General features: G+C 64.3%; 18 protein-coding genes. 13 read left to right on the top strand and 5 right to left on the bottom strand.

Features of this window, described 5'->3' with window-relative positions; genetic code table 11:
• Nucleotides 1-112: 112 nt before the first annotated feature.
• The 4 genes from IRI77_RS21660 to IRI77_RS21645 all read left to right on the top strand — a co-directional run bounded on the left by IRI77_RS21660 (nt 113) and on the right by IRI77_RS21645 (nt 5,142).
• Nucleotides 113-1,201, top strand: coding sequence for a glycosyltransferase family 4 protein (locus tag IRI77_RS21660; protein ID WP_194447099.1), 1,089 nt, complete (start codon nt 113-115; stop codon nt 1,199-1,201).
• Nucleotides 1,188-2,384: a glycosyltransferase family 4 protein gene (locus IRI77_RS21655; protein ID WP_194447098.1), complete on the top strand. Its 1,197-nt coding sequence runs from the start codon at nt 1,188-1,190 to the stop codon at nt 2,382-2,384. The genes IRI77_RS21660 and IRI77_RS21655 overlap by 14 nt, the downstream gene beginning before the upstream one ends.
• Nucleotides 2,385-2,432: 48 nt before the next feature.
• Nucleotides 2,433-3,506 carry an acyltransferase family protein gene (locus IRI77_RS21650; protein WP_228486251.1) on the top strand — a complete coding sequence of 358 codons (1,074 nt, stop codon included), beginning with the start codon at nt 2,433-2,435 and terminating at the stop codon, nt 3,504-3,506.
• Nucleotides 3,507-3,612: 106 nt separating this feature from the next.
• Entirely contained in the window at nt 3,613-5,142 is a 1,530-nt protein-coding gene (locus tag IRI77_RS21645) for an MraY family glycosyltransferase (RefSeq protein WP_194447096.1), read from the top strand.
• Here the strand turns inward: IRI77_RS21645 and nusG are convergent.
• Nucleotides 5,103-5,666, bottom strand: coding sequence for a transcription termination/antitermination protein NusG (gene nusG, locus IRI77_RS21640; protein ID WP_228486250.1), 564 nt, complete (start codon nt 5,664-5,666; stop codon nt 5,103-5,105). The genes IRI77_RS21645 and nusG overlap by 40 nt on opposite strands.
• Nucleotides 5,667-5,942: 276 nt before the next feature.
• Here nusG and IRI77_RS21635 point away from each other — a divergent pair, with 276 nt between their 5' ends.
• A complete protein-coding gene (locus IRI77_RS21635) occupies nt 5,943-9,047 on the top strand; it encodes a glycosyl hydrolase family 28-related protein (protein ID WP_228486249.1) in 3,105 nt (1,034 codons plus the stop codon).
• Nucleotides 9,048-9,058: 11 nt separating this feature from the next.
• On the opposite strand, the gene IRI77_RS21630 is transcribed toward IRI77_RS21635, so the two are convergent.
• Complete coding sequence (locus IRI77_RS21630) at nt 9,059-9,892, bottom strand: shikimate dehydrogenase (RefSeq protein WP_194447094.1); 834 nt, start codon at nt 9,890-9,892, stop codon at nt 9,059-9,061.
• A 200-nt stretch (nt 9,893-10,092) separates the two neighbouring features.
• Between IRI77_RS21630 and IRI77_RS21625 the strand changes: the two genes are divergently transcribed.
• The 8 genes from IRI77_RS21625 to IRI77_RS21590 all read left to right on the top strand — a co-directional run bounded on the left by IRI77_RS21625 (nt 10,093) and on the right by IRI77_RS21590 (nt 20,048).
• A complete protein-coding gene (locus tag IRI77_RS21625) occupies nt 10,093-11,283 on the top strand; it encodes a DUF1624 domain-containing protein (protein WP_194447093.1) in 1,191 nt (396 codons plus the stop codon).
• 20 nt (nt 11,284-11,303) lie between these two features.
• Nucleotides 11,304-12,185, top strand: coding sequence for a helix-turn-helix transcriptional regulator (locus tag IRI77_RS21620; RefSeq protein WP_194447092.1), 882 nt, complete (start codon nt 11,304-11,306; stop codon nt 12,183-12,185).
• An 89-nt stretch (nt 12,186-12,274) separates the two neighbouring features.
• The gene (locus tag IRI77_RS21615; protein WP_194447091.1) at nt 12,275-12,802 is read left to right on the top strand and encodes a cytochrome P460 family protein; all 528 of its coding nucleotides are present in this window, start codon (nt 12,275-12,277) and stop codon (nt 12,800-12,802) included.
• A 25-nt stretch (nt 12,803-12,827) separates the two neighbouring features.
• A complete protein-coding gene (locus IRI77_RS21610) occupies nt 12,828-13,913 on the top strand; it encodes a hypothetical protein (RefSeq protein WP_194447090.1) in 1,086 nt (361 codons plus the stop codon).
• Nucleotides 13,914-14,045: 132 nt separating this feature from the next.
• Nucleotides 14,046-14,384 (top strand): PadR family transcriptional regulator, encoded by a 339-nt coding sequence (locus IRI77_RS21605; protein ID WP_194447089.1) that lies wholly within the window; start codon nt 14,046-14,048, stop codon nt 14,382-14,384.
• Between the two features lie 13 nt (nt 14,385-14,397).
• Entirely contained in the window at nt 14,398-15,795 is a 1,398-nt protein-coding gene (locus IRI77_RS21600) for a TolC family protein (RefSeq protein WP_194453751.1), read from the top strand.
• A gap of 22 nt (nt 15,796-15,817) precedes the next feature.
• On the top strand, nt 15,818-18,964 hold the full coding sequence (locus tag IRI77_RS21595) for an efflux RND transporter permease subunit (RefSeq protein WP_194447088.1): 3,147 nt from the start codon (nt 15,818-15,820) through the stop codon (nt 18,962-18,964).
• Complete coding sequence (locus IRI77_RS21590) at nt 18,951-20,048, top strand: efflux RND transporter periplasmic adaptor subunit (protein WP_194447087.1); 1,098 nt, start codon at nt 18,951-18,953, stop codon at nt 20,046-20,048. Before IRI77_RS21595 ends, IRI77_RS21590 begins: the two co-directional genes overlap by 14 nt.
• Nucleotides 20,049-20,060: 12 nt before the next feature.
• Here IRI77_RS21590 and IRI77_RS21585 read toward each other — a convergent pair whose 3' ends face one another.
• The 3 genes from IRI77_RS21585 to IRI77_RS21575 are packed head-to-tail and all read right to left on the bottom strand — an operon-like array spanning nt 20,061 to nt 22,586.
• A complete protein-coding gene (locus tag IRI77_RS21585) occupies nt 20,061-21,107 on the bottom strand; it encodes a GHMP family kinase ATP-binding protein (RefSeq protein ID WP_194447086.1) in 1,047 nt (348 codons plus the stop codon).
• Entirely contained in the window at nt 21,104-21,808 is a 705-nt protein-coding gene (locus IRI77_RS21580; protein ID WP_194447085.1) for a sugar phosphate nucleotidyltransferase, read from the bottom strand. The genes IRI77_RS21585 and IRI77_RS21580 overlap by 4 nt, the downstream gene beginning before the upstream one ends.
• A 4-nt stretch (nt 21,809-21,812) precedes the next feature.
• Nucleotides 21,813-22,586 carry an NAD-dependent epimerase/dehydratase family protein gene (locus tag IRI77_RS21575; RefSeq protein WP_194447084.1) on the bottom strand — a complete coding sequence of 258 codons (774 nt, stop codon included), beginning with the start codon at nt 22,584-22,586 and terminating at the stop codon, nt 21,813-21,815.
• Nucleotides 22,587-22,602 lie beyond the last annotated feature (16 nt).

Here is a 22,602-nt window from a genome sequence, read left to right as displayed (position 1 = left end):
CATACATGCTCATTGCCCAAACCTTGTTTCGACGTAGAAATTCATGTCTCAAACTTCACCAACGTTGGTTTCACCACACACGGTCCCAGCGGCGCGGCGCCGATCGCGCAGCTTGCGCATTGGCTTTGACGGGCGGCTGGCGATGGGCTCGACCCGTGGGATGGGGCGGTTTCTCAGGACTCTGATTGCCGGGCGGGAGAAGGAACTGATCGGCTTGTGCGCGCCGGGCGAGTCGGATGCCGATTTCCGATTGGAGGCCGGCGGGTTTCAGATGTACCCGCTCTGGGAGCAGTTCTCGCTTCCGGCGCTGGCGCGGAAGTTGGATCTGCAGGTGTTGATCTGCCCGTTCAATACGGCACCGCTACGGTTGCCCGCCGGACTGCGGCTGGTGCTGGTGGTGCATGACCTGATCTTCCTGGAGGACCAGGAGCGCGGTGCGCAGGACGGCTCGCTGTACCAGCGGGCGGGGCGGCTGTATCGAAGGACCGTGGTGCCGCGCGTGATTGAGCGGGCGGACCAGATCATTGCCGTATCCGAGCATACGGCGCAGAGCATTCAGGAGCGGTTCCGGATTCGACCGGGCCGGATTCGCGTGATTCCGAACACGCTCAGCACGGACTGGTATGAGGCGCCCGGATCCGCGGCGGCTCGGGAGCCGTATGTGCTGTGTGTGTCCGGCGAGGCTCCGCACAAGAACCTCGCGGATGGGATCCGGGCCTTCGCCCGTTGCAACGAGATTGGGCGGCCCGGATGCCATGCGCTGAAAGTGGTGGGTGTTTCCGAGCCGTTTCACGGGCACTACCAGGAACTGGCGAGGCAACTGGGTATCGGCGGGCTGGTGGAGATGCTGCCGCGGGTCGGCGATGAGGCGCTGAGGCAGTTGTACAGGGAAGCGGCGGTGTTTCTGTTTCCGTCGCTATCGGAGGGATTTGGCATTCCGGTGCTGGAGGCAATGGCCTCGGGCACGCCGGTGGTGACGAGCCAGTGTACGTCGCTGCCTGAGGTGTGCGGCAGCGCCGCGCTGTACTTCAATCCGCGGAGCGTGGAGGACATGGCGAGCGCCCTGGGCTCCGCTTTGACGGATCCCTCGCTGCGCAAGGAGATGTCACGGCTGGGCCTGGAGCAGGCCCGCAAGTATCACCCGGCCCTGGTGGCCGGTCCGATTCAAGAGTTTTGGAGAGATCTGAATGAAGAGCAATAGGACCCTGGTCTTGACCTCACGATTCCCGTTCCCCGTGATCGGAGGCGACCGGCTGCGGGTGTATCACGTCTGCAAGGCCTTGGCGCAGGAGTCGCGGCTGACGCTGCTGACCATCTGCCAGAGCCAGGAGGAGATGGACGGCGAGCAGCCGGAGCCTCTGTTTGACGCGATCCACAAGGTGTATTTGCCGAAGTGGAAGTCGTATTGGAATACGCTGATGGCGCTGCCGACATCGCGTCCGTTCCAGCTTGCGTACTATGAGTCAGCGGAATACAGGGAACGGGTGGAGGCTTTGCTGCCGACACACGGGCAGGTATGGGCGCACCTGATTCGCACAGGGCAGTACATCGAGAACGCCACGGGGATCCGGCGGATCCTGGAAATGACGGATGCGGTGTCGCTGAACTACGAGCGCTTCAGCAAACTGACAGGGGCGCGCGGTCCGCGGCGGTATATCTACGGGCTGGAGCAGCAGCGGCTGAAGCAGTACGAGCAGACGGTGATCTCGCAGTTCGATTCGACGTGGCTGATTTCCGATGTAGATAAGGAGTACCTGACGGAGAGCGATTCGTCACGGGTGGAGGTGATCCCGAACGGCGTGGACACGCACCAGTTGCGGTTCCGGCTGCCCGAAGAGGGGAACGTGATCGCGTTCATCGGCAACCTGGTGAGCGCGCAGAATCTGGATGCCTGCCACTTCTTCATTCAGGAAGTGCTGCCCCTGGTGCGGCAGCGCGTGAATGCGGTGTTCCGGATTGTGGGCAACATTCCCGAGGGTGCGGCGGCGGCGTTCCGGCGCCTGGAGGGCGTGGAGGTGACGGGCCGCGTGGAGAGTATCGCGGATGCCGTGGATGGCGCGATCTGCGCCGTCTGTCCGGTGCGGGCCGGGGCGGGGATGCAGAACAAGGTCCTCGAGTATCTGGCGCTGGGCCTGCCGTGCGTCACGTCTGCAATCGGGCTAGAGGGGATCGCGGCCAAGCCGGGCCGGGATCTGCTCGTCTATCATTCGCCGAAGCATGCGGCGGACCAGATCGTCCGGCTGTTCCACGATGTGGGGCTGCGGCGGTCGCTGGCGTTTGCGGGCCGGCGGCTGGTGGCGACCGAGTATTCCTGGGAGCGGACGTACGCGAGTGTGCGGGCCGCGATGCAGGGGCTGAGTCCGGAGTTGCGGGCCAGCGCCTGAGTTCCGTTATCCGGTTAACCGGCGTTCGACGCCATTGCGTACTCAGACATGCAAGCAGCCACATCCCCCACAATTCCGTTCCGGCCTCGTCTATTGGCGGTGGCCACTGCTCGCATTCCCAGCCTGGATGGGATGAGGGCCCTTTCGATCATGCTGGTGCTGTTCGGCCACCTGGTGGGCACACGAGGCTTCTGGTTTTCCGAAGTGACGGAACCGGTGCGGGCGCTGGCAAAGTTCGGCGTGCACGTATTCTTCGTCATCTCGGGGTACCTGATCACGCGGATCCTGCAGGCAGAGTGGCGCAAGCACGGGTCCATCCGGGTGGGGACGTTCTACCGGCGGCGGGCGTTCCGGATTCTGCCTGTGGCGATCGTGTATCTGAGTGTGGTGGCGGTGCTGGCCGCACTGGGGACGATCCCAATGGCTTGGAGCGATTTCGTGCACGCGGCCACCTACACGATGAACTTCGTCGACGGGCCGAGCTGGGCGGTGGGGCACTTGTGGTCGTTGTCGGTGGAGGAGCAGTTCTACATCCTCTGGCCGGTGATCCTGGTGCTGCTGGGCTGGCGGAGAGCCGGCGCGGCGTGCCTGGTGTTTGCGGTCGCGGCTCCGCTACTAAGAGTGGGGACGAAGATGGCCTTCGGACATGGCGCGTGGTGGGCGCCAACGGATGCGGACGCGATTGCCGTCGGCTGTCTGCTGGCTTGCGTCAGTGAGCGCCTGGGGCGATGGGAGACCTACCTGCGTATGCTGAGGTCGCCGATTCCGCTGTTGTTGCTGGTGGTTCCCGCGGCCGGCATCTATTTGGCCGACCGGCAGGCGCTTTCCTTTGGCCTCATGCAACTCGCGCACCTGGGCGTGGCGGTGCTGATCGACCGCTTCGTGCGGTACCCGGGCAGCTTTGGCGGCGGGTTGCTGAACTCGGCGATCCTGATGCGCATCGGCGTGCTCAGCTACTCGCTGTACATCTGGCAGGAGCTGTTCCTGGACCGCACGTCGAGTCTGACTGTGGCGCAGTTCCCCCTGAACCTAGTGTGCACGTTGTGCGTCGCGGTGATTTCCTATCAATTCGTGGAGCAGCCATTCCTGGCGTGGCGCGACCGGCTCGAGCGGACGCGCTGAGCCGAACTGCTTTCCACTGGCGAAGCGCCTGACCGAATTTCCTGCATGGACGGCACCGCAACGGCGGTTTGCCGGATGAGCCCGGTCCATTTTGGAGCTACTGCAAATGCACTCATTGTTACTTCTGGGACTGCTTTCCGTCCTGCTCTCATTGGTGTTGACGCCGATTGTGGCGAGCTGGTCGAAACGGATCGGCCTGGTGGATCAGCCGGATGGCCGGAGAAAGATTCACCGCCTACCAATTTCGCGCGTGGGTGGAATTGCGATCGCGCTCACCTATGTTGCTTCGTCGTGCCTGGTTCTCGGGGCGGCTCCCCATTACCGGGCCATGCTGCCGGAATGGCTGCCCGGGATCCTGCGGATCGTACCAGGGGTGGCGCTCGTGTTCCTGGTCGGGTTGCTGGATGACATCAAGGGTTTGCGGCCCTGGCAGAAGCTGCTGGGGCAACTGGTGGCGTCCGTGTGGGTGATTGGGTTCGCGCACGTGGCGATCACCGGGGTTCGCGGCAATCCGTTGCCGGGTTGGCTGAGCCTGGTGCTCACCGTGGTCTGGCTGTTGGCGTGTACGAACGCCGTCAATTTGATTGACGGAGTAGATGGGCTGGCGTCGGGCATCGGGTTCTTCGCCACGTGTACGACGCTGGCGGCGGCAATGTTGCGCGGGAATGAGCCGCTAATGTTCGCGACAATCCCGCTGGCGGGGGCGCTTCTGGGATTCCTGCGGTACAACTTCAATCCGGCGTCGATCTTCCTGGGGGATTGCGGGAGTTTGACGCTGGGGTTCCTGCTAGGGATACTCGCGATCCTGTGGGGGCAGATGTCGGCGACGTTCCTGGGAATGACGGCTCCGCTGATGGCGCTGGCCGTCCCACTGCTGGATACGACCCTGGCGATTGCGCGGAGGTATTTGCGGCAGCAGCCGATCTTCGGTGCGGATCGCGGGCATGTGCATCACCGGCTGCTGGCCCGGGGGCTGGGCCCAAAGGCAGTAACGCTGACCCTGTATGGCGTGTGTACGTTTGGAGCGGCTCTGTCGCTGGCGGGCAGCACTTGGGAGAACTACAGCGGGCTGGTGCTGCTGCTGTTCTGCGTGGCGGCCTGGATCGGCGTCCGTAAGTTGGATTACGTGGAGTTTGGGGAGGCCGGCCGGATGCTGCGGCAGGGGATCTTCCGGCGGCTGCTAAACCGGCAGTTGATCCTGCAGAGCTTCCGGAGGCAACTGGCGATGGCGACCTCGTTGGAGGGCTGCTGGCAGGCTGTGCTGAGTGTGTATCACGGATTTGGTTTCGCAGCGGTGCGGGCGAGCCTGGGCGGGACCCGGTTTAGCGATGGGCCGGAGGCGGTGTCGCCAGGGATGTGGCGGCTGTGGGTCCCGGTGGGCGGGTCGGACTTCGTGGAGTTCTACCGGACGAACGAAAGCCGCATACCGTGCAGCGGTGCCGATGAACTGGCGGATGCGATCAATCGCGGGATGGGCGAGAAGCTGAGGCAGCTGCAGGTAGCGATCGACACGCGAGGCCGGCGGACGATGCCTCCGGCGGGCGATGTCCCACGCGACACGCATGTTAAGGCGGCCGCCGCGGCGGGCGGTATGAGTCAGCCTCGCACGGGAACGACGCTCTCGCGATGGATCTGAACGGACACTGAACGCTGGAAGAGTTCGATGGCCACGACCAGGCGGCAGGCGTCGCGGACTTCCAACAGGATGCCCTCGACGCCTGCCATGGGTCCTTCCTCAATGCGCACGCGCTCACCTTCCTTGAGGTAGGCGCACGGCTCGACGGGCGAGCCCGAGGCAAGCATCTTTTGAACCGCCTCCACCTGGGCGTCGGGTACGGGGGTGGGCGTTTGTCCTGTGGACACGATGGAGATCACTCCTGGGGTTTTTAATACCTGCACACGGGAAGAAGCGTCGAAACGGCAGAAGATATATCCGGGAAATAACGGCACGACCAATTTCTTGAAACGGTCGGACCATTTTCTGACAGTTGCGAAGACAGGAAGATAAGCGGCAAGACCCCTGGCCGCCAGCGCGAGTTCCACGGCTCTTTCATGCTGGGGGCGAACCGTGAGAGCGTACCAGGCATCCGGACAGCGAGCGAAATCGCAGGTATCGGGGGCGAATGGCGGAAAGTCTGGAGCTTGGACGGTTCGGTTCATCTTATGCCTCCGCGCACGGAAGATCCTGCCAAATCCAGCTCTTCCCCCCTCAAGGCAAAGCCGATCCGATCCGAGGCATAAGCGATAGAATCGCCTACGGGATTAGTATAGCAATCCCGTTTGTGAATATCGAGAATTAGGGTCCCGCGGATTAGCCTTTGGGGTGGCTGGGCAGGAGTGCGCTTGGGCGCGCAAATGGAGTTGCCGATTCTCCGGCGGACACAAGACAGCCGCACCACGCCCGCACTTGTGTTTATGGACGGGGTTCGATACTAATTGGGTGCAACAGGCCTGGAATTCCTGGTGGAAGCCGCCGGCTTCGATGGAATCGAGTCCGGCCTGGAGCCATTGGGGCGCGCGGTGACGCGGCGCCCGAAGAAGGAGTCTGACGCCGCCATGAAGCGCATCTGGTCTGTGTTGATCTGTCTGTCGTCCGCCTTGCCCGTGCCGGCGGCTTCGTATTACACGGTGAAGCCGGAGGACCCGAAGGCGGTCTATCTGACGAGCGCGGGCTTCGCTGTGAAGGCGGACGGCGTGGCGGACGATACGGAGGCGATTCAGGGCGCAATCGACAAGGTGCAGGAGAGCACGGGGCAGGGCGTAGTGTTTGTCCCTCAGGGGCGGTACCGCATCACCAGGACCCTGCATGTGTGGCCGGGGATCCGGCTGATGGGGTATGGCGCACAGCGGCCCGTGCTGGTGTTGGCCGATGCCACTGCGGGGTACCAGGATCCAGCCCAGGAGAACTACATGGTGTTTTTCACCGGGAACCGGCCGGGGCGGGGCCAGCGGCCAGGCGGGAGTGGCCAGCAGCCGGTGCAGGGACCGCGCCGCAGCGGCTTGCACCAGGCGAACCTGAGCCAGCCATTGGATGCGAATCCGGGCACTTTCTACTCGGCATTGAGCAACATTGATTTTGAGATCGGGGCGGGGAATGCCGGCGCAGTTGCTGTGCGTTCGCGGTATGCGCAGCATTGCTACCTGGCTCACGTCGAGTTCCGGTTGGGCAGTGCGCTGGCGGGGATCCACGACGGCGGAAATTATGGCGAAGATCTGCATTTTGTGGGCGGGCAGTATGGCGTGTTCACGCGGAAGCCGTCTCCGGGCTGGCAGTTCACGCTGGTGGACACCGTGTTCGAGGGGCAGAGGCTGGCCGCGATCCGGACGCACGAAGCGGGGCTGACGCTGATTCATCCGGTGATCCGCAATGTGCCCACGGCCATCGATATCGACGACGGCTACATCGAAGAGCTGTGGATCAAGAACGGCCGGTTTGAGAATGTCAGCAATCCGGCGATTGTGATCAGCCGGGAGAAGAGCCCGCGGACGGAGATCAACCTGGAGGATCTGGACTGCCGCAATGTGCCTGTGCTGGCGCTGCTGCGTGAGAGCGGGCGGCGTGTGGCGGGGCCGGCGGCGATCTATCACGTCAAGGCGTTCTCCCACGGGCTGCACTATGCCGATGTTGGCGCGGCGGGTGTTTTCCGGACCGATCTGCAGGCGGTGGCGATTTCGTCGATGCCTGCGGATCGCGCCGATCTGCCGGCCTTGCCGGGCCAGGAGACCTGGGTGAATGTCCAGACGCTGGGCGTGAAGGGTGATGGGAGCACTGACGATACGGCCGCGCTGCGGAGCGCCATCGCGGCTCATCGGGCGCTGTACTTCCCGATGGGCATGTATCGCGTCACCGATACGATCACGATGCGGCCGGATACGGTGCTGGTGGGCCTGCATCCCAGCAGGACCGCGCTGGTGTTGGCCGATGGGACGCCCGCATTCCAGGGCTTGGGCGGGCCCGTGGCGGTGCTGGAGGCTCCGAAGAGTGGGACGAACCTGGTGGCGGGGCTCGGTATCTACACGAACGGCGTCAATCCGCGTGCGGTGGCCGCGCTCTGGATGGCGGGCCGGGATTCAATGATGAACGATGTGCGATTCCTGGGCGGCCATGGAACGTCGAAGATTGATGGGACGCGCGAGGACATCTACAACAACACGCATACGGCGGACCCGAACCTGAACCGGAAATGGGACAGCCAGTATCCGAGCCTGTGGGTGACGAATGGCGGAGGCGGGACGTTTGTCGACATCTGGACCCCGAGCACGTTCGCGCGGGCCGGCCTGCTGGTGTCGGACACAACGACTCCGGGGCGTGTGTATCACGTGTCGAGCGAGCACCACGTGCGCTATGAGCTGCAGTTCCACCGTGTGTCGAACTGGGTGGTGTACGCTCCGCAGACCGAAGAGGAGCGTGGTGAGAGCGGATACGCGATTCCCATGGAGATCGAGGACTCGTCGAATATCACCGTGGCGAACTTCCATCTGTATCGAGTGGTGAGCGCGTTCCAGTCCTTCCCGTATGCCATTCGGATTGCGGGTTCGAAGGACATCAAGCTGCGCAACATACACTGCTACACCGATGCCAAAGCGTCCTTCGAGAGTGCGGTGTACGACGAGTCGCACGACGTGCAGATGCGGCAGCGCGAATTCGCCTGGATGAACGTTTCCGGGCATGCTCCGGCGGCGCGGGTGAAGGCTCCGAGTGTCGTCGTGGAGCCCGGCGTCAACGTGGAGCGGCTGGCCACGGGGTTCTTCAACGTATCGGGTGGCGCTGTTTCGGCGGCCGGCGACTACTACTTCGTCGATGCCAAGTGGCAGCGGATCCACCGCTGGAATGCGGCTGAGCGGAAACTGTCGACGGTGAGTGATGCTCCGCTGGAGCCGGTGAATCTGTTCTTCGACAGAGCCGGCGACCTGTGTGTGGTCTCTTATGGCGGCAAGGGGGTGGTGTACTGCCTGCAGCCGGACAAGCCGGGCGCCCCGGTGCGCATGCTGGAGCCGCAGGCCGCGGCACCGAGAGCCGGGATGACGCCGGTGCTGCCGGTGGCCCACTGGCGGCTGGAGAACGATTTCCTGGAGAACGTGCCGGTGCGGAAGCCGTCGCAGTATGTGACGCCGGACGGGTCGACGTTTCTGCCGGCGGGCGAGGACTTTGTGACGGGCCGGTTGTACTACGGCTCGAAGCTGGTAGACGTGATCCGCGGCTTCGGACTGGCGCCTGCGGCGGCGGGCAGGCCGTTCTATGTGAGCAACGAAGAACAGCACCAGACGTATTCGGCCACGGTGGATGCGGAAGGCACGTTGACGAACCTGAAGCTGTTTGTGGACCAGGCGGCGGAAGGCTTGGCCGTGGACGCGCAAGGCAACGTATACCTGGCCGCGGGTGAGATCTATGTGTACACGCCGGCCGGCAAGCTGATCGACACGATCGATGTGCCGGAACGGCCGGTGCAGTTGTCGTTCGGCGGCAAGGATGGGAAGACGTTGTTCATTGCGGCGCGATCGAGCGTGTACGCGGTGCGAACGCGGAATGCGGGCCGCTGATCGGGTCCGGGTCAGCCGCGATAGGTTTCGCGGAAGCGGGCGAGCATGCGCTCCGTGTCGGGATCGAGGCCGGTGAAGAGCCGGAAGGCTTCCGCGGCTTGGAAGACAGCCATGCCACCGCCGTCCAGGGTCCGGCAGCCGCGCAGGCGGGCCTCGCGGAGAAGTTGCGTTTCCAGCGGGAAGTAGACGATGTCGGCGACCCAGAGGTCGGGCCTCAGGTGCTCCGGCGCGATGGCGATGCCGGGTTGGCCGGTCATGCCGGTGGGCGTGGCGTGGATCAACCCGCTAGCCGTACGGAGCGCGGGTAACGGGTCTGTGACTGCGGAGATGCGTCCTTCACCGAACTGGCGTGCCAGGGCTTCCGCGCGGCTGAGGTCCTGGTCGAAAACGAACAGGCGCTGGATGCCCAGTTGCATCGCGGCATAGCAGATGGCGCTACCGCCTCCGCCGGCGCCCAGCAGCAGGACCGAGTCGCGACTGGCGTCCGGCAGGCCGCGTAGAAAGGCTTCGTGGAAGCCCAGCCAGTCGGTGTTGTGGCCGAGGCGCCGTCCGTTGCGGAAAACGACGGTGTTTACGGCACCGACGGCGCGTGCGTGCGGGGAGAGTTCATGGAGATGCGGGATTACGGCCTGCTTGCAGGGATGTGTGATGTTCACGCCCGCGAAGCCGAGCAGTTCCACCGCATCCAGCAGGCGCGGCAGGTCGGCCGCGGAGAGGCCCCGCGGGTGCAGGTCCACCAACTGGTAGAGGAGGTGGTGGCCGAGCGCTCGGGCCTCTTCTTCATGAATCGCCGGAGAGCCGGACGCGGCGATCTTGCTGCCGATCAACCCAACAAGGAACCGCATGGGAAACCACCGAGTCTATCACTGGGGCCGAGGGGGGGGCTTTCACGGCAGGCTGCAAAAACACCGTCCTTTTCTGCATGGGATGGTCCCCTGGTTGGCGGAGTGCGGCTAGAATATCCTCATCGAGTTGAGGCGGTGTGCTTTGACATGTTGCGCGCTGCCAAGGCCGCATCTGCTGGCCCCTCGAGCCAACCGAACCTATGCCTGCCCCGACCACCTCCAGAAATCGACTCGACTCGATCGACGCGCTGCGCGGCGCCGTCATGATCATCATGGCGCTGGACCATATCCGCGACTTCATTCACGCAGGCGCGTTCGTCTTCAGCCCCGAGGATCTGGCGCGGACGACACCGATCCTATTTTTCACGCGCTGGATCACACACTTCTGCGCGCCGGTGTTCATGTTCTCGGCCGGTATGAGCGCCTTCCTGGTGTTCAGGCGGCTGGGTGACAAGGCCGCGCTGGCGCAGTACCTCTGGAAACGCGGGCTCTGGCTGATTGTGCTGGAGCTGATTGCGGTCCGGCTAGCCTTTTCATTCAGCCTGACCGAAGGGTTGGTGGTGCTGGAGGTGCTGTGGGCACTGGGTTGGTCGATGATCCTCCTGGGTGGGCTGGCCTGGCTGCCCATCCGCGCACTGGCGCTATTGAGTGTCGCAGTCATTTTCCTGCACAATGCGGTGGATCCGGTGCAGGGTGCGTTGCTGCAGTCGCTCGGCTGGATCTGGAACGTGCTGCACCAGCCGGGGGTGATTCCTCCGCAGGCGCCCATCTTCCTGCTGGCGTACCCGCTGATCCCGTGGTTCGCCGTGATGTCGGCCGGCTTCTGCTTCGGCTCAGTGATGATGCAGGAACCTGAATTGCGGCGGCGGTGGATGGTGCGGATTGGGGCTATGGCGACGGCCGCGTTCGTCATTATCAGGTGGGTGAACATCTACGGGAACCCCGCTCCGTGGTCGGGCCAGAGTTCGGCAGCCATGACGGTGGTGTCGTTCCTGAACGTACTGAAGTATCCGCCGTCGTTGGACTTCCTGCTGATGACGCTGGGGCCGGCGCTGCTGGTGCTGAGCCTGTTGGACAGAATGCAGTTCCGGCCGTTGAATCCATTGCTGGTCTTCGGGCGGGTGCCGCTTTTCTACTTCCTTCTCCACCTCTACCTGATCCACGCACTCGCGGTGGTGCTGGCGATTGTTCGTTATGGCTCGGGTGCATTCCTGTTTCATCCGCTGCCGTCGATGGGTGGGCCGGCATCGCTGTATCCGGCGGGCTATGGATATCCCTTGTGGGTCGTCTACCTCGTGTGGATCGGGCTGGTGACAGTGTTGTATCCCGTTTGCGTGTGGTACTGGCGCCTGAAGAGCACGCGAAAGTCGGGGTGGCTACGCTATTTGTGAGTGCGAGAGGAGGACGAATTGTGACAAACAAAAAGCTTCATCTCGTGGATACTGGCAAGGTGGAGCGCCCCAAGGTGACAGCCGATTCACTGACCGGCCAGCGGTTTTTTGCGCGGGTACAGACAGATCCGGCCGGCGTGCTGCTGGCGCCGGGTAGCCCGCGCGCCGCGTTGGTGGTGCACATCGGGGCTCCCGTGATGATCGGCTGTGACCGCGTGGGCCGGCGGCACAGGGGCCGCAGTGTTCACGGCGACGTCGACATCATCCCCGTGGGGGAGCCCAGCCGGTGGGACCTGAAGGAAGCGGACACGGCGCTGATCATGGGTCTTTCCACCAGCCTGCTACAGTCGGTGGCGGAAGAGTCCGGTCTGCGCGGCGGCGCCATCGAGATCGCCAACCGCTTCCAGGTTCGTGATGGGCGCATCGAGCACCTGGGCTGGGCCTTACGGGAAGAGTTGGAGGCCGGCTATCCGAACGGCCGGCTGTATGTCGAGAGCCTGGCTGTCGCACTGAGCGGGCATGTGCTGCAACACCATTCCAGCCTGTCGGGTGCTCCGCGCGAGACGAAGGGCGGCCTGTCGGGCTACCGCCTGAAGCAGGTGCTCTGCTACATCGAGGAGAATCTCGGCGGCGACCTGTCGTTAGAAGAGATCGCGAATTTCGTGGGGCTGAGCGTGTCCCACTGCAAGGCTGCGTTCCGGCAGTCGATGGGCCGGCCGCTGCATCAGTATGTGATCGAGCGGCGAGTAGACCGCGCGCGGGCGCTGCTGCTCAAGGGGACGAGTTCCATCAGCCAGGCGGCGCAGGAGTGCGGGTTCACGCATGCCAGCCATCTGTCGTTCCACATGAAACGCTCGCTGGGCTTTTCACCCGGGCTGGTGCTGCGCCAAAGCCGCCGCTAGGACGGCCGCCGCATTTCCATCCGTTCCTGCATCCGGCCATCCATTTTTGAGCGACCAGGAGGCCATCCGGCTGGCACACTGGGTCCAATATGAGGACCTGGATCCGGAAATCTTCGATTGCGGGCTGGCGTATCCCACTGGGACGATCGGCGGAACTCGCGGCGCTGGCCGCCAGCTGTTTCTACCTTTGGGCGTCGCCTCCGGCCGTCATCTCCTACCCCTCGCAGTTCCGTAGCTGGACGCACGTGAAGACACAGCTCATCGGCGAGAAGAGCCCCTTCTTCGCGGGGTCGGGCGGCATCCACCATGTCTACGCCAACGATAAGGCGCTGGAAGGATTGAAGACGGGGCACTACTCCGACGGAGCCGTGCTGGTCTTTGATCTGGTGGAGGCGCGCGAGAAGGCGGGTGTCACGGTGGAAGGGGCTCGCCTCCGGGTCGATGTGATGATCAAGAGCGCCGCCCGGTTCCCTGCTTCCGGCGGCTGGGGCTTTGAGCGGTTTATGGGCTCCGACGTGACGAAGGGGACGTTGGACGAAAGCGGCCGGCAGGGTTGCGCCGGGTGCCACAAGAATCGCAGCGACCACGACTTCGTGTTCAGTGAGCTGCGGCCGTAGTCGACTCTTCCTGGAAGGACCAACGATGAGAATATTCCTTACCCTGGCTGTTTTCGCCACCTTGCTCGCAACCTGCGCTATCGCCGCGGATTGGAGCCCGCGGCTGGCCGCCGACTATCTCGATACCCGGCAGAAGGAGTGGTTTGCCTGGGGACCCGCGAAATCCATGGGCGGACCCTGCATGTCCTGTCACACCGGTCTCACCTACCTGATCGCACGTCCTTCGTTGCGCCGGGTATTAGGCGAAGGCCAACCCGCTGAGTACGAAAACGGCCTGTTGAACGCGCTGCGAGCCAGGGTCGATAAGACCGAGGCAAAGGAGTACGCGCCCGGAATCACAAAGGAGCCCATGGCCTCGCAGGCGATTGGGGTGGAGGCGATCTTCGCGGCGCTGTGCCTGGCGCGGGCGGACGAGGCGTCGGGCAGCATGAGTCCTGCGACGAAGCAGGCCTTTGACCGGCTGTGGCGCCTGCAGCAGAAGTCCGGCCCACTGCAGGGCGCCTGGCCGTGGTACGTGTTCAATTCCGATCCGTACGAAACGCCGGACTCGCCGTTCTTCGGCGCGACGCTGGCGGCGCTGGCCGTTGGCAGCACTCCTGCGTCGTATCGTGACCAGGAGCAGGTGAAGGCGGGCACCGCCGCGCTGAAGGCCTACTTCGCTGCCGCTTCCGCCGCACAACCGCTGCACAACCGGCTGATGCTGTTGTGGGCTGCGCGGAAGCTGCCCGGGCTGTTGCCGAAGCCGGCGATGAAGGCGATTGTCGAGGAGGCGCTCAAGAGGCAGAACGCCGACGGCAGCTGGTCGACTGAGGCGTTGGGGCCCTGGAAGGAACATCCGGATGCGATGCCTGGCGCGGGCGCGAACAGCTACGCGACGGCCGTTGCGGCGTACCTGCTGCAGACCGGCGGGGTGCCCGCTTCCGATCGCCGGATGTCGGCGGCGCTGGCGTGGCTGCGTGCCCACCAGGATCCGCAGGCGGGTTACTGGGAGTCCACTTCGATGAACAAAGTCTACCCGGCAGGGGCCATGCCGGGGCTGTTCATGCGCGATGCCGCGACCTCGTTCGCGGTGATGGCTTTGACCTTCCACGAACCCGCTACAAAGCGCTGATCCCAGGAATCCCGCCTTGTCACGGCGGCCGGGCGATCAGCGCCTGGCCGCCGCCTGCCTTCTCTACCACCATCCATCGACAGTTTGACAGTTCCTCCGGAAGATCCCTATACTGACGACACTCGTAATCGAATGTCGAAAACGAAGCCCGAGGGGAAACAACCGGCGATCGATCGGGACTTGTACTCCGGCCTGATTCGCCTGCATGTCCTTCACCACGCCTCAGAGGAGCCCATCTTCGGGCTCGGCATGATGGAGGAGCTGGCGCGGCATGGCTATAGGATCAGTCCGGGCAGCCTATACCCCATCCTGCATGGACTGGAAAAGAAGGGCTACCTGCGGTCGAAGGAGGAGCGGAATGGGAAGTCCCTGCGCAAACTCTATCGGGCTACCCCCGCGGGCAAACGGGCCCTGGAGGGGGCGAAACACAAGGTGCGTGAACTCTTTCGTGAGCTCATAGAAGGCGAGTAGTCCCTTGAACACGATGACGGCTCCGCCTCAGTTCGTTCTCCAGATCACAGCCGGTTTGCTCTTGACCGCCGGCGCCGCACTGCCGCAGCAGATCGCAGCCGCTCAGCCGCTGACCATGCAGCAGGCGATGGAGGCGGTGCTCAGGAACTACCCGTCCATCCGCGTCTCGCAGGAGCAGGTGAACGCCGCTACCGCCGGGATCGCACTGGCCCGGACGGCTTATCTGCCGCGCGTGGATGCGATCGCCCAGGTGAACCGAGCCACCCGCAACAACGTGTTTGGAGCGGTGCTGCCGCAAAGCACCTTGCCGTCCATCTCCGGGCCGGTCATCGGGTCGAATAATCTCGGCAGCGTGTGGGGCAGCGCCGTTGGCGCGAGTGTCAGCTGGGAGCCCTTCGACTTCGGCCTGCGTGGCGCGAATGTGGCCGTGGCGAGCGCAACTCGCGCGCAATCGGAAGCCGCCTTGAAGCGCGCGCAGTTCGACCTGCTGGTTACCGCCGCGGACGCCTATCTCACAGTCGTCGCCGCGCAGGAGACCGTGCGGGCCGCGCAGGCCGGCGTCGAGCGAGCCGGCACCGTGCTCCAGATCATCTCCGCTCAGGTTCGGGCCGAGTTGCGTCCTGGTGCGGATCAATCCCGGGCAGAGGCCGAGCAGGCGGCTGCCCGGACCCAACTCATCCAGGCCCAACAGGCGTTGGATGTGGCGCGCGCGAATCTGGCGCAGTTCACTGGTGGTGAGCCCGCCACGACGCCGCTTCCGGGGGGGAGCCTGTTGAAGTTGCCGCCCGAAGCGGACGTGCCGGCGATGACGATCTCCTCGAACCCGGCTGTCGCCGAGCAACGCGCGGCGGTGGAGCAGGCCCATGCGCAGCTACGCGCCTTGGAGCGGTCGTACTTCCCCAGGTTCTACCTGCAGGGCGCCGCTTACGCCAGAGGCACAGGGGCGGAGATTGACGGCACGCGGTTGGGTGGCGCGAACGGCCTGGCCCCGAATGTGCAGAACTACGCGGTGGGCTTCAGCGTGACCTTCCCGGTTCTCGATTTGCCGGCCATTCGCGCCCGTGAAGCCGCGCAGAGTGCGGTGATCCGCTCGCAGGCCGCGAAATCGGAGCAATTGGCCGCCGAGTTGCGGGCCCAGTGGAACCGCGCGGTGGCGACGATCAACGGGGCGCGCCGCATCGCCGCGAATACGCCCGTGCAGCTCACTTCCGCCCGCGCCGCGGTGCAGCAGGCGACGGCACGGTACCAGTCGGGCCTGGGCAACATCACGGAAGTCGCCGACGCACAGCGGCTGCTGACTCAGACGGAGATCGACGACTCGCTGGCCCGGCTCGGCGTCTGGCGAGGGTTGCTCGCCATTGCCGCAGTGGGCGGAGATCTCCAGCCCTTCCTCGCCGAGGCATCCAAGTGAGCGTCCACAGGGGTTTCATTCCATGCGCATCGTTTTAGCCGCACTGTCCCGGCCCCTCACGGTAGTCGTCGCGCTGCTCACTGTCGCTCTGTGCGCCATCCTGGCTGTGAAGCGGATGCCGGTGGATATCTTTCCGCAGGTGGGCGACCCGGCGATCTATGTGGCGCAACCCTATGGCGGCATGGATCCGGCGCAGATGGAAGGTTATCTCACTTACTACTACGAGTATCACTTCCTCTACATCACGGGCATCGATCACGTGGAGAGCAAGAGCGTCCAGGGCGCCGCGCTGATGAAGCTGGTCTTCCACGAAGGCACGAACATGAGCCAGGCGATGGCGGAGACCGTGGGCTATGTGAATCGGGCCCGCGCGTTCATGCCGCCGGGCGCCGTGCCGCCGTTCATCACCCGCTTCGATGCCGGCAGCGTGGCCGTGGGTCAGTTGGTGTTCAGCAGCGCGACGCACACGCAAGGGGAACTGCAGGACTTCGCCCTGAACCGGGTCCGGCCGCTGTTTGCGACGCTGCCCGGCGTTTCCGCTCCACCGCCCTTCGGAGGGAATCAGCGGACCATCGTGATCACGCTGAATCCGGCCAAGCTGCAGCAGTACCAGATCTCGCCGGACGAGGCCATTGTGGCGGTCAGCAAGTCTTCGCTGGTCATGCCTTCAGGCAACATGTGGACCGGCAAGGTGGAGCGCATCGCGCGGACCAATGCCGCACTGGGCGGGAACCTCTCGGAACTGCTCAGCACACCCATCCATCCGGCCAGCGGAACCAATATCTACCTACGCGACATCGGCAGCATCGAGAGCGGAACCGACATCGTTACCGCCTATGCGCATGTAAACGGCAAGCGTACTGTCTACATCCCCGTGACCAAGCGCGCCGACGCGTCGACATTGGCCGTCATCCAGGCCGTGAAAGCGAACCTGCCGGAGTTCCGCAAGGTGCTGCCGGATGGTGTCGATGTGCGGCTGGAGTTCGACCAGTCGCCCTACGTCACCAACTCCATCAACGGACTCGTGACGGAGGGGCTGCTGGGCGCCGCGCTCACCGGTCTGATGGTGCTGCTGTTCCTGCGCGACTGGCGCAGCGCGCTGATCGTCGTGCTGAACATCCCGTTCGCCCTGCTGGCCGCCGTGGTTGCGCTGTGGGCCACAGGCCAGACCATCAACATCATGACGCTGGGCGGACTCGCACTGGCCGTGGGCGTGTTGGTGGACGAGGCGACCGTGGAGATCGAGAACATTCACTCGCAGATGCTGCCGGGCGTATCCCGCGCTCGCGCCGTACTCGAGGCGTGCAGCCGCACGGCCATGGCGCGGCTTTTATCAATGTTCTGCATTCTCGCGGTGTTCGTGCCTTCGTTCTTCATGGTAGGTGTGGGCCGGCAGTTGTTCGTCCCGCTCTCGCTGGCTGTCGGCTTCTCGATGATTGCGTCATATCTGCTCTCCAGCAGCCTGGTGCCGGTCTTCTCCCTGTGGCTGATGAAGGAAGGCCATCGCGGGGAGGAGCACGAGGGCCTGTTCGGGCGCCTGCGATCGTTCTACGAAAGCTATCTGCGCGCCACGCTGAAGGTTCGCTGGCCGCTGGCGGCCGTGTATCTCGTCGCCAGCATCGGCCTCGTGTACCTCCTGCTGCCGAGATTGGGCACGGAGATTTTCCCGGACGCGGATGCGCCTCTGCTGCGCATGCGGCTGCGGGCGGCCACGGGCACTCGCATTGAGGAGACTGAGCGCATCGTCCTGAGGGCCCTGGATTCGATCCAGGGTGAGATCGGCGCGAACAACGTTCGGATCACCAGCGACTTTGTCGGGATTGTGCCTTCCAGCTATCCGGTGAACCTGATCCACCTGTTCACCAGCGGTCCGCAGGAGGCGGTCATCCAGGTCGCACTGCAGCCGGGTGTGCCGCGCGGCGAAGCTTTGCGGGAAAGGCTGCGCCAGCGGCTTGGCAAGGATTTGCCGGGCGTGCGGATATCGTTCGAAGCGGCCGACATCGTCAGCCAGGTGATCAGCTTTGGATCGCCAACGCCGGTGGAGGTGGCGGTGCAGGGCATCAGCCTGCAGGCGGACTACGACTTCGCGCACAAGCTGCAGGGTGAACTGGCGAAGCTGGCCTTTCTGCGGGATCTGCAGATCGCCCAGGCGTCGGACTTCCCCACGGTCGACATCAATATCGATCGCGAGCGTGCCGGCCAGTTCGGCCTGACCATGTCCGATGTTGTGCGGTCCGTTGTGCCGGCGACGTCATCTTCGCGCTTCACACAGCCCAACTACTGGCGCGACCCGGCTTCTGGCAACGCCTTCCAGATCCAACTCCAACTGCCCCAGAACCAGATGCAAAGCGTGGAGAGCCTGGGGCAGTTGCCTGTCATGCAGAATGGCCGTTCACAGCCCCGTCTTACGGATGTGGCGGCGTTCAAGCTGGGCACCATGCCCGGCATGATCGAGCGCTACAACGGCCAGCATGTCGTCAGCCTGACGGCGAACCTGCATGGCCCGACGCTGGGTGAGGCGGTCATACAGATCAACCGGGCGATTGCGGCGGCGGGTGCTCCGCCCAAGGGTGTCACGGTGAAGCTTCGCGGCGAGGTGCCCGCACTCGAGCAGACTCTTTCCGGCTTGAGGCTGGGCTTGCTGCTGGCCGTGCTGGTGATCTTCCTGCTGCTCTCAGCAAATTTCCAATCCGTGCGCCTCGCCCTGGCGATCGTTCTCACGATCCCGGCTGTGCTCTGCGGCGTGGCCATCATGCTGCTGGCGACCGGCACGACCCTCAATGTGCAGTCGTTTATGGGCGCCATCATGGCGATCGGCATCGCCGTGGCCAATTCGATCCTGCTGGTCACCTTCGCTGAGCGCGCCCGGCATGAGGGCCGCGACCATTTGGAGGCCGCGCAGGAAGGCTCCGCCGGCCGGTTGCGTGCTGTCCTGATGACCGCTGCCGCCATGATCTTCGGGATGGTGCCCATGGCCATCGGCATCGGAGAGGGCGGGGCGCAGTCCGCGCCGCTGGGCCGTGCCGTCATCGGCGGGCTCATCGCGTCCACCTTCACGACCCTCACCGTCCTGCCGTCGATCTACGCAATCCTGCAGCGCAAAGCGTCCACGAATTCGCCATCGCTCAACCCGATGGATCCGGAGAGCCGATACTATGAAGCGCATTAACATCCTGACCTTGGCCTCCCTCCTCGTGTCGATGGCGGCCGTCTGGGCGCAGACCAGTGACCTCGTGCCCGTAGTGGCCAAGCCGGTCTCGCAGTCCGTCGAGCTACCGGGCGAGTTCCAGCCGTTCCTCAGCGTAGCCGTGCATGCCAAGGTCCGCGGGTATGTGGAGAAGGTGTTGGTGGATCGCGGCAGCTTCGTGAAGCAGGGCCAGCCGCTAGTGGAGCTCTCCGCGCCGGAGATGAAGGCCCAGATTGCCGAGGCGGAATCCAAGGTGCAGTCGGCCGAATCCGAGCGGCTTCAGGCAGAGGCGCAGCTCGCCGCGGCCGAGAGCACGGCGGAGCGTATGGCCAAGGCCGCCGAGACTCCGGGTGCCGTTGCGGGCAACGAAGTGGTTCTCGCGAAGAAACAGGTGGACGCGCTGAAAGCCCTGGTGCGGGCCAAGCAACAGGCGAGCCAGGCTGCGGCTTCCGCCGTGAGTGCGCAGAAGGATCTGGAGTCGTACCTGCGGATCGCCGCGCCGTTCGACGGTGTCGTGACGGAACGGTTGGTTCATCCGGGAGCGCTGGTGGGCCCCGGCAGTGATCCGGTTTTGCTGAGTATCCAGCAGTTGGCTCGGCTGCGCCTGGTGGTGGCCGTGCCGGAGCAGTACACAGGCGCCATTTCAAACGGAGCCAGGGTCGATTTCAAGGTGCCGGCATTTCCAGAGAGGACGTTTGCGGGGACGGTGGCTCGCTCAGCCCATATGCTCGACTCCGCTACCCGCACCATGCCCGTCGAACTGGATGTCGCTAACGGCGATGCCTCGCTGGCGCCCGGCATGTACCCGTCAGTGAAGTGGCCGGTCCGCCGCCCCAAGCCGTCTCTGTTTGTTCCGAAGACCAGTGTCGTCACCACGACGGAACGGACCTTCGTGGTGCGCAGCAATGGCGGCCGCGCCGAATGGGTGGATGTGAAGAAGGGAGCGGCCGACGGGGACATGGTGGAAGTGATGGGCCGCCTGCAGGCCGGTGACCAGGTGGTGCGCCGCGCCACGGATGAGATGCGCGACGGGACTCCGCTGCCCGGGCGTGCGGCAGGTAAGTAGTCCGGGTCTGATTCAGTCAGCGAATTGGGTTCTGGCGCGCAGCACCGGAGCGACCGTCTCGTCTGAAGTCGCAGGTTCCGTTGAGTAGAGGACGTGGCTACCCGGAGCGTCAATCCGCACGGGTACTTCGTGGTGGTCGTGCAAAGCGCGCCGCACCTTGTCCTGCCGTTCCGGCGGCACGAAGAGCAGGAGAAACCCGCCCCCGCCCGCGCCCAGCAGCTTGCCGCCCAGGGCGCCCGCCATGCGCGCCCGATGGTACATATCGCACACCACCGGCGGCCCCACATGCGTGTCCAGCTCCTGTTTGAGGATCCACGCCTCATGCAGCAGTTCGCCGAACGAGGAGATCGGGCCTTGGCCCGTCAGGATCTCGTAGCCTTCATCCACCTGTTTCCGCAGAGCCCGGATGCGGTCAGTATTCTCGCTGAGCCGGCTCATTTGCCGCCGGGCCATCTCGGCCGCGCGGCGGTGAATCCCGGTGTGGAACAGCATCATGTGCTGCTGCAGTTCTTCCTTGCGCTCGCCCCGCAGCACCAGGGGATGGGGGCGGATCTCGCCGTCCGGTAGGAACTCGACAATGGCCAAACCGCCAATGGCAGCCAGCGCCTGATCCTGGCAGCCGACACACTCGCCCAGGACATCGCGCTCGATGCGGATGGCCTCATAGGCCAAGTCCAGCGGCTCCAGCCTACGGCCCTGGAAGCTGTGCAGGGCGTTCAGCAGGCCTACAACGAACGAAGATGAGGTCCCCAGGCCAGTGAACGAGGGCAACTCGCCCGTATAGTTCACCTCGACGTCCTGCGTGATGCCACAACTGCGCAGGCACTCGCGGAAAGGCGCGTGCTCGAGCTGGTCCAGTTGGGAGACGCACTCCACCTGGCGATAGGCGACACGGATCGAGTAGTCGAAGAGCTGGGAGTGGAAGTGGGTCACCGAGTGGTACGCCGACTTGTCGATCGCCGTGGCCAGGACCGCGCCGCCGTACTGCCGGAAGTAGTCCGGATAGTCGGACCCGCCGCCGAAGAAACTGATGCGGAACGGCGTTCTCGTGATGATCATGCCGGCAATACCTCCTTGAGCTTCTGCACGAAGGCATCCCCCTGCAAAAGGCTGGCCGGCGTGCCAATATCCAGAAACTGCCCGCTCACTCGGATCACACGAATTCGAGCCCCCGCCGCCAGCAGCGACGGAAATACGTCCATTTCGATGCTCGATGCACCCATTGGAAATGTGTCAATCACATGCCGCCGGAAACAGTAAATCCCGGCATTGATCCACCCGGCCCCCGGCCTTTTTTCCTCGAACCGCTGCAGGAAGCCTTCGTCGTCGATCGCCAAAGTGCCAAACCGGCTGGCGTCGTCTACCTCGATGGCCGCGATGGCTGCCTCCACCCCTGGCGCCAAATCCCACATGCCGCTCAGGCCGGCCGCCACGAGGGAATCGCCGTTGGTCACCACGAAGGGATCACTCACCGGCTGCTGCTCTACCGCGAAACGGACCGCGCCGCCCGTGCCCAGGGCCTCGCGTTCTCTTACCGTCGTTCCACGTCCGCGAGCTTTCAGGAAATCCTCAATCACCTCAGCAAGATAGCCTGTGGACACGACCACGTCGCCTGCGCCCTGCTGTTCCCAGAACCGGAGCATCCACTCGAGAAACGGCTGGCCCGCCACCGGCACCATCGGCTTGGGCAGGTCCGGATGTACCTCCTGGAGCCTTGTCCCCCTGCCGCCGGCCAGAATCAGGAGGCTCCTTGTTGGCATGGACTTACCGAGTCTCCAGTTGGGCGCGCACAAAGTCCAGCACCGTCTTGCGGGTCTCCGGAATCTCCGCAAACTGCTGAGCCGATTCGACACTGACTTCGTAGCGCACTTTCGGACTGCCCGGCTGAACGGGTACCGGCTGGCCGACGGCCTCGATTACTTCCGCGATGGAAATCACACCCTGCCCACAGACGTTATACACCCGGTTGGCCGGCGCCTGGGTGGCCAATTTCAGAATGACCTCGGCGGCCTGGTCAGTGTGGAGGAACTGGAGGCTGCTGGCCGGGTCCAGCCAGAGCGGACCGCCGTGCAGCGCGTCGAAGATCGCATTCTTGCGCAGGCCCGGGCCGACAAAGCCGCCGCAGCGGGCCACAATCCAGCGCGGAGCGGCGTGCATGACGCACTGCTCGGCCAGATACTTGTGGAAACCGTACGGACTCTGTTTCGCGGGATTGAGGATCTGGTCTTCCCGGCTAACCTCCGGGCTGGTGCAGTCCGGGTACACGTCACAGGAGGAGATGTGAACGTAGGTCTCGCAGGGGAAGTCGATCAGCGACGACCGGACGGACCGGACCGACGCGTCGAACTCCTCCAACGGGGCCTGTTTGGCCAATGGTTTCCTGGAGTTCCCGTTGGCGTTCACCAGCAGTTCGCACTTCTGGCCGCGCAGGGAGTCGTAGTTGGCGCGATCGATAATCTGGAACTCGTCGCCCCTGGCTTCCAGCAGGCGCACGAAGCCGGAGCCCACCAGACCGCGTCCGCCAATCACGAAGATCATCGGGAGACCTCCCCGC

The sequence above is a fragment of the Paludibaculum fermentans genome (assembly GCF_015277775.1).
Classification (GTDB): Bacteria; Acidobacteriota; Terriglobia; order Bryobacterales; family Bryobacteraceae; genus Paludibaculum; species Paludibaculum fermentans.
The sequence above is the reverse complement of the archived record's forward strand: the minus strand, read 5'-3'. Positions and strand labels throughout refer to the sequence as shown.

What these genes read in the sequence shown, in the direction of transcription:
- IRI77_RS21655 (WP_194447098.1), top strand. Translation starts at nt 1,188, where the DNA reads ATGAAGAGCAATAGGACCCTGGTCTTGACCTCACGATTCCCGTTCCCC.
- IRI77_RS21650 (WP_228486251.1), top strand. Translation starts at nt 2,433, where the DNA reads ATGCAAGCAGCCACATCCCCCACAATTCCGTTCCGGCCTCGTCTATTG.
- IRI77_RS21645 (WP_194447096.1), top strand. Translation starts at nt 3,613, where the DNA reads ATGCACTCATTGTTACTTCTGGGACTGCTTTCCGTCCTGCTCTCATTG.
- nusG (WP_228486250.1), bottom strand. Translation starts at nt 5,666, where the DNA reads ATGAACCGAACCGTCCAAGCTCCAGACTTTCCGCCATTCGCCCCCGAT.
- IRI77_RS21630 (WP_194447094.1), bottom strand. Translation starts at nt 9,892, where the DNA reads ATGCGGTTCCTTGTTGGGTTGATCGGCAGCAAGATCGCCGCGTCCGGC.
- IRI77_RS21625 (WP_194447093.1), top strand. Translation starts at nt 10,093, where the DNA reads ATGCCTGCCCCGACCACCTCCAGAAATCGACTCGACTCGATCGACGCG.
- IRI77_RS21615 (WP_194447091.1), top strand. Translation starts at nt 12,275, where the DNA reads ATGAGGACCTGGATCCGGAAATCTTCGATTGCGGGCTGGCGTATCCCA.
- IRI77_RS21610 (WP_194447090.1), top strand. Translation starts at nt 12,828, where the DNA reads ATGAGAATATTCCTTACCCTGGCTGTTTTCGCCACCTTGCTCGCAACC.
- IRI77_RS21605 (WP_194447089.1), top strand. Translation starts at nt 14,046, where the DNA reads ATGTCGAAAACGAAGCCCGAGGGGAAACAACCGGCGATCGATCGGGAC.
- IRI77_RS21600 (WP_194453751.1), top strand. Translation starts at nt 14,398, where the DNA reads ATGACGGCTCCGCCTCAGTTCGTTCTCCAGATCACAGCCGGTTTGCTC.
- IRI77_RS21595 (WP_194447088.1), top strand. Translation starts at nt 15,818, where the DNA reads ATGCGCATCGTTTTAGCCGCACTGTCCCGGCCCCTCACGGTAGTCGTC.
- IRI77_RS21590 (WP_194447087.1), top strand. Translation starts at nt 18,951, where the DNA reads ATGAAGCGCATTAACATCCTGACCTTGGCCTCCCTCCTCGTGTCGATG.
- IRI77_RS21585 (WP_194447086.1), bottom strand. Translation starts at nt 21,107, where the DNA reads ATGATCATCACGAGAACGCCGTTCCGCATCAGTTTCTTCGGCGGCGGG.
- IRI77_RS21580 (WP_194447085.1), bottom strand. Translation starts at nt 21,808, where the DNA reads ATGCCAACAAGGAGCCTCCTGATTCTGGCCGGCGGCAGGGGGACAAGG.
- IRI77_RS21575 (WP_194447084.1), bottom strand. Translation starts at nt 22,586, where the DNA reads ATGATCTTCGTGATTGGCGGACGCGGTCTGGTGGGCTCCGGCTTCGTG.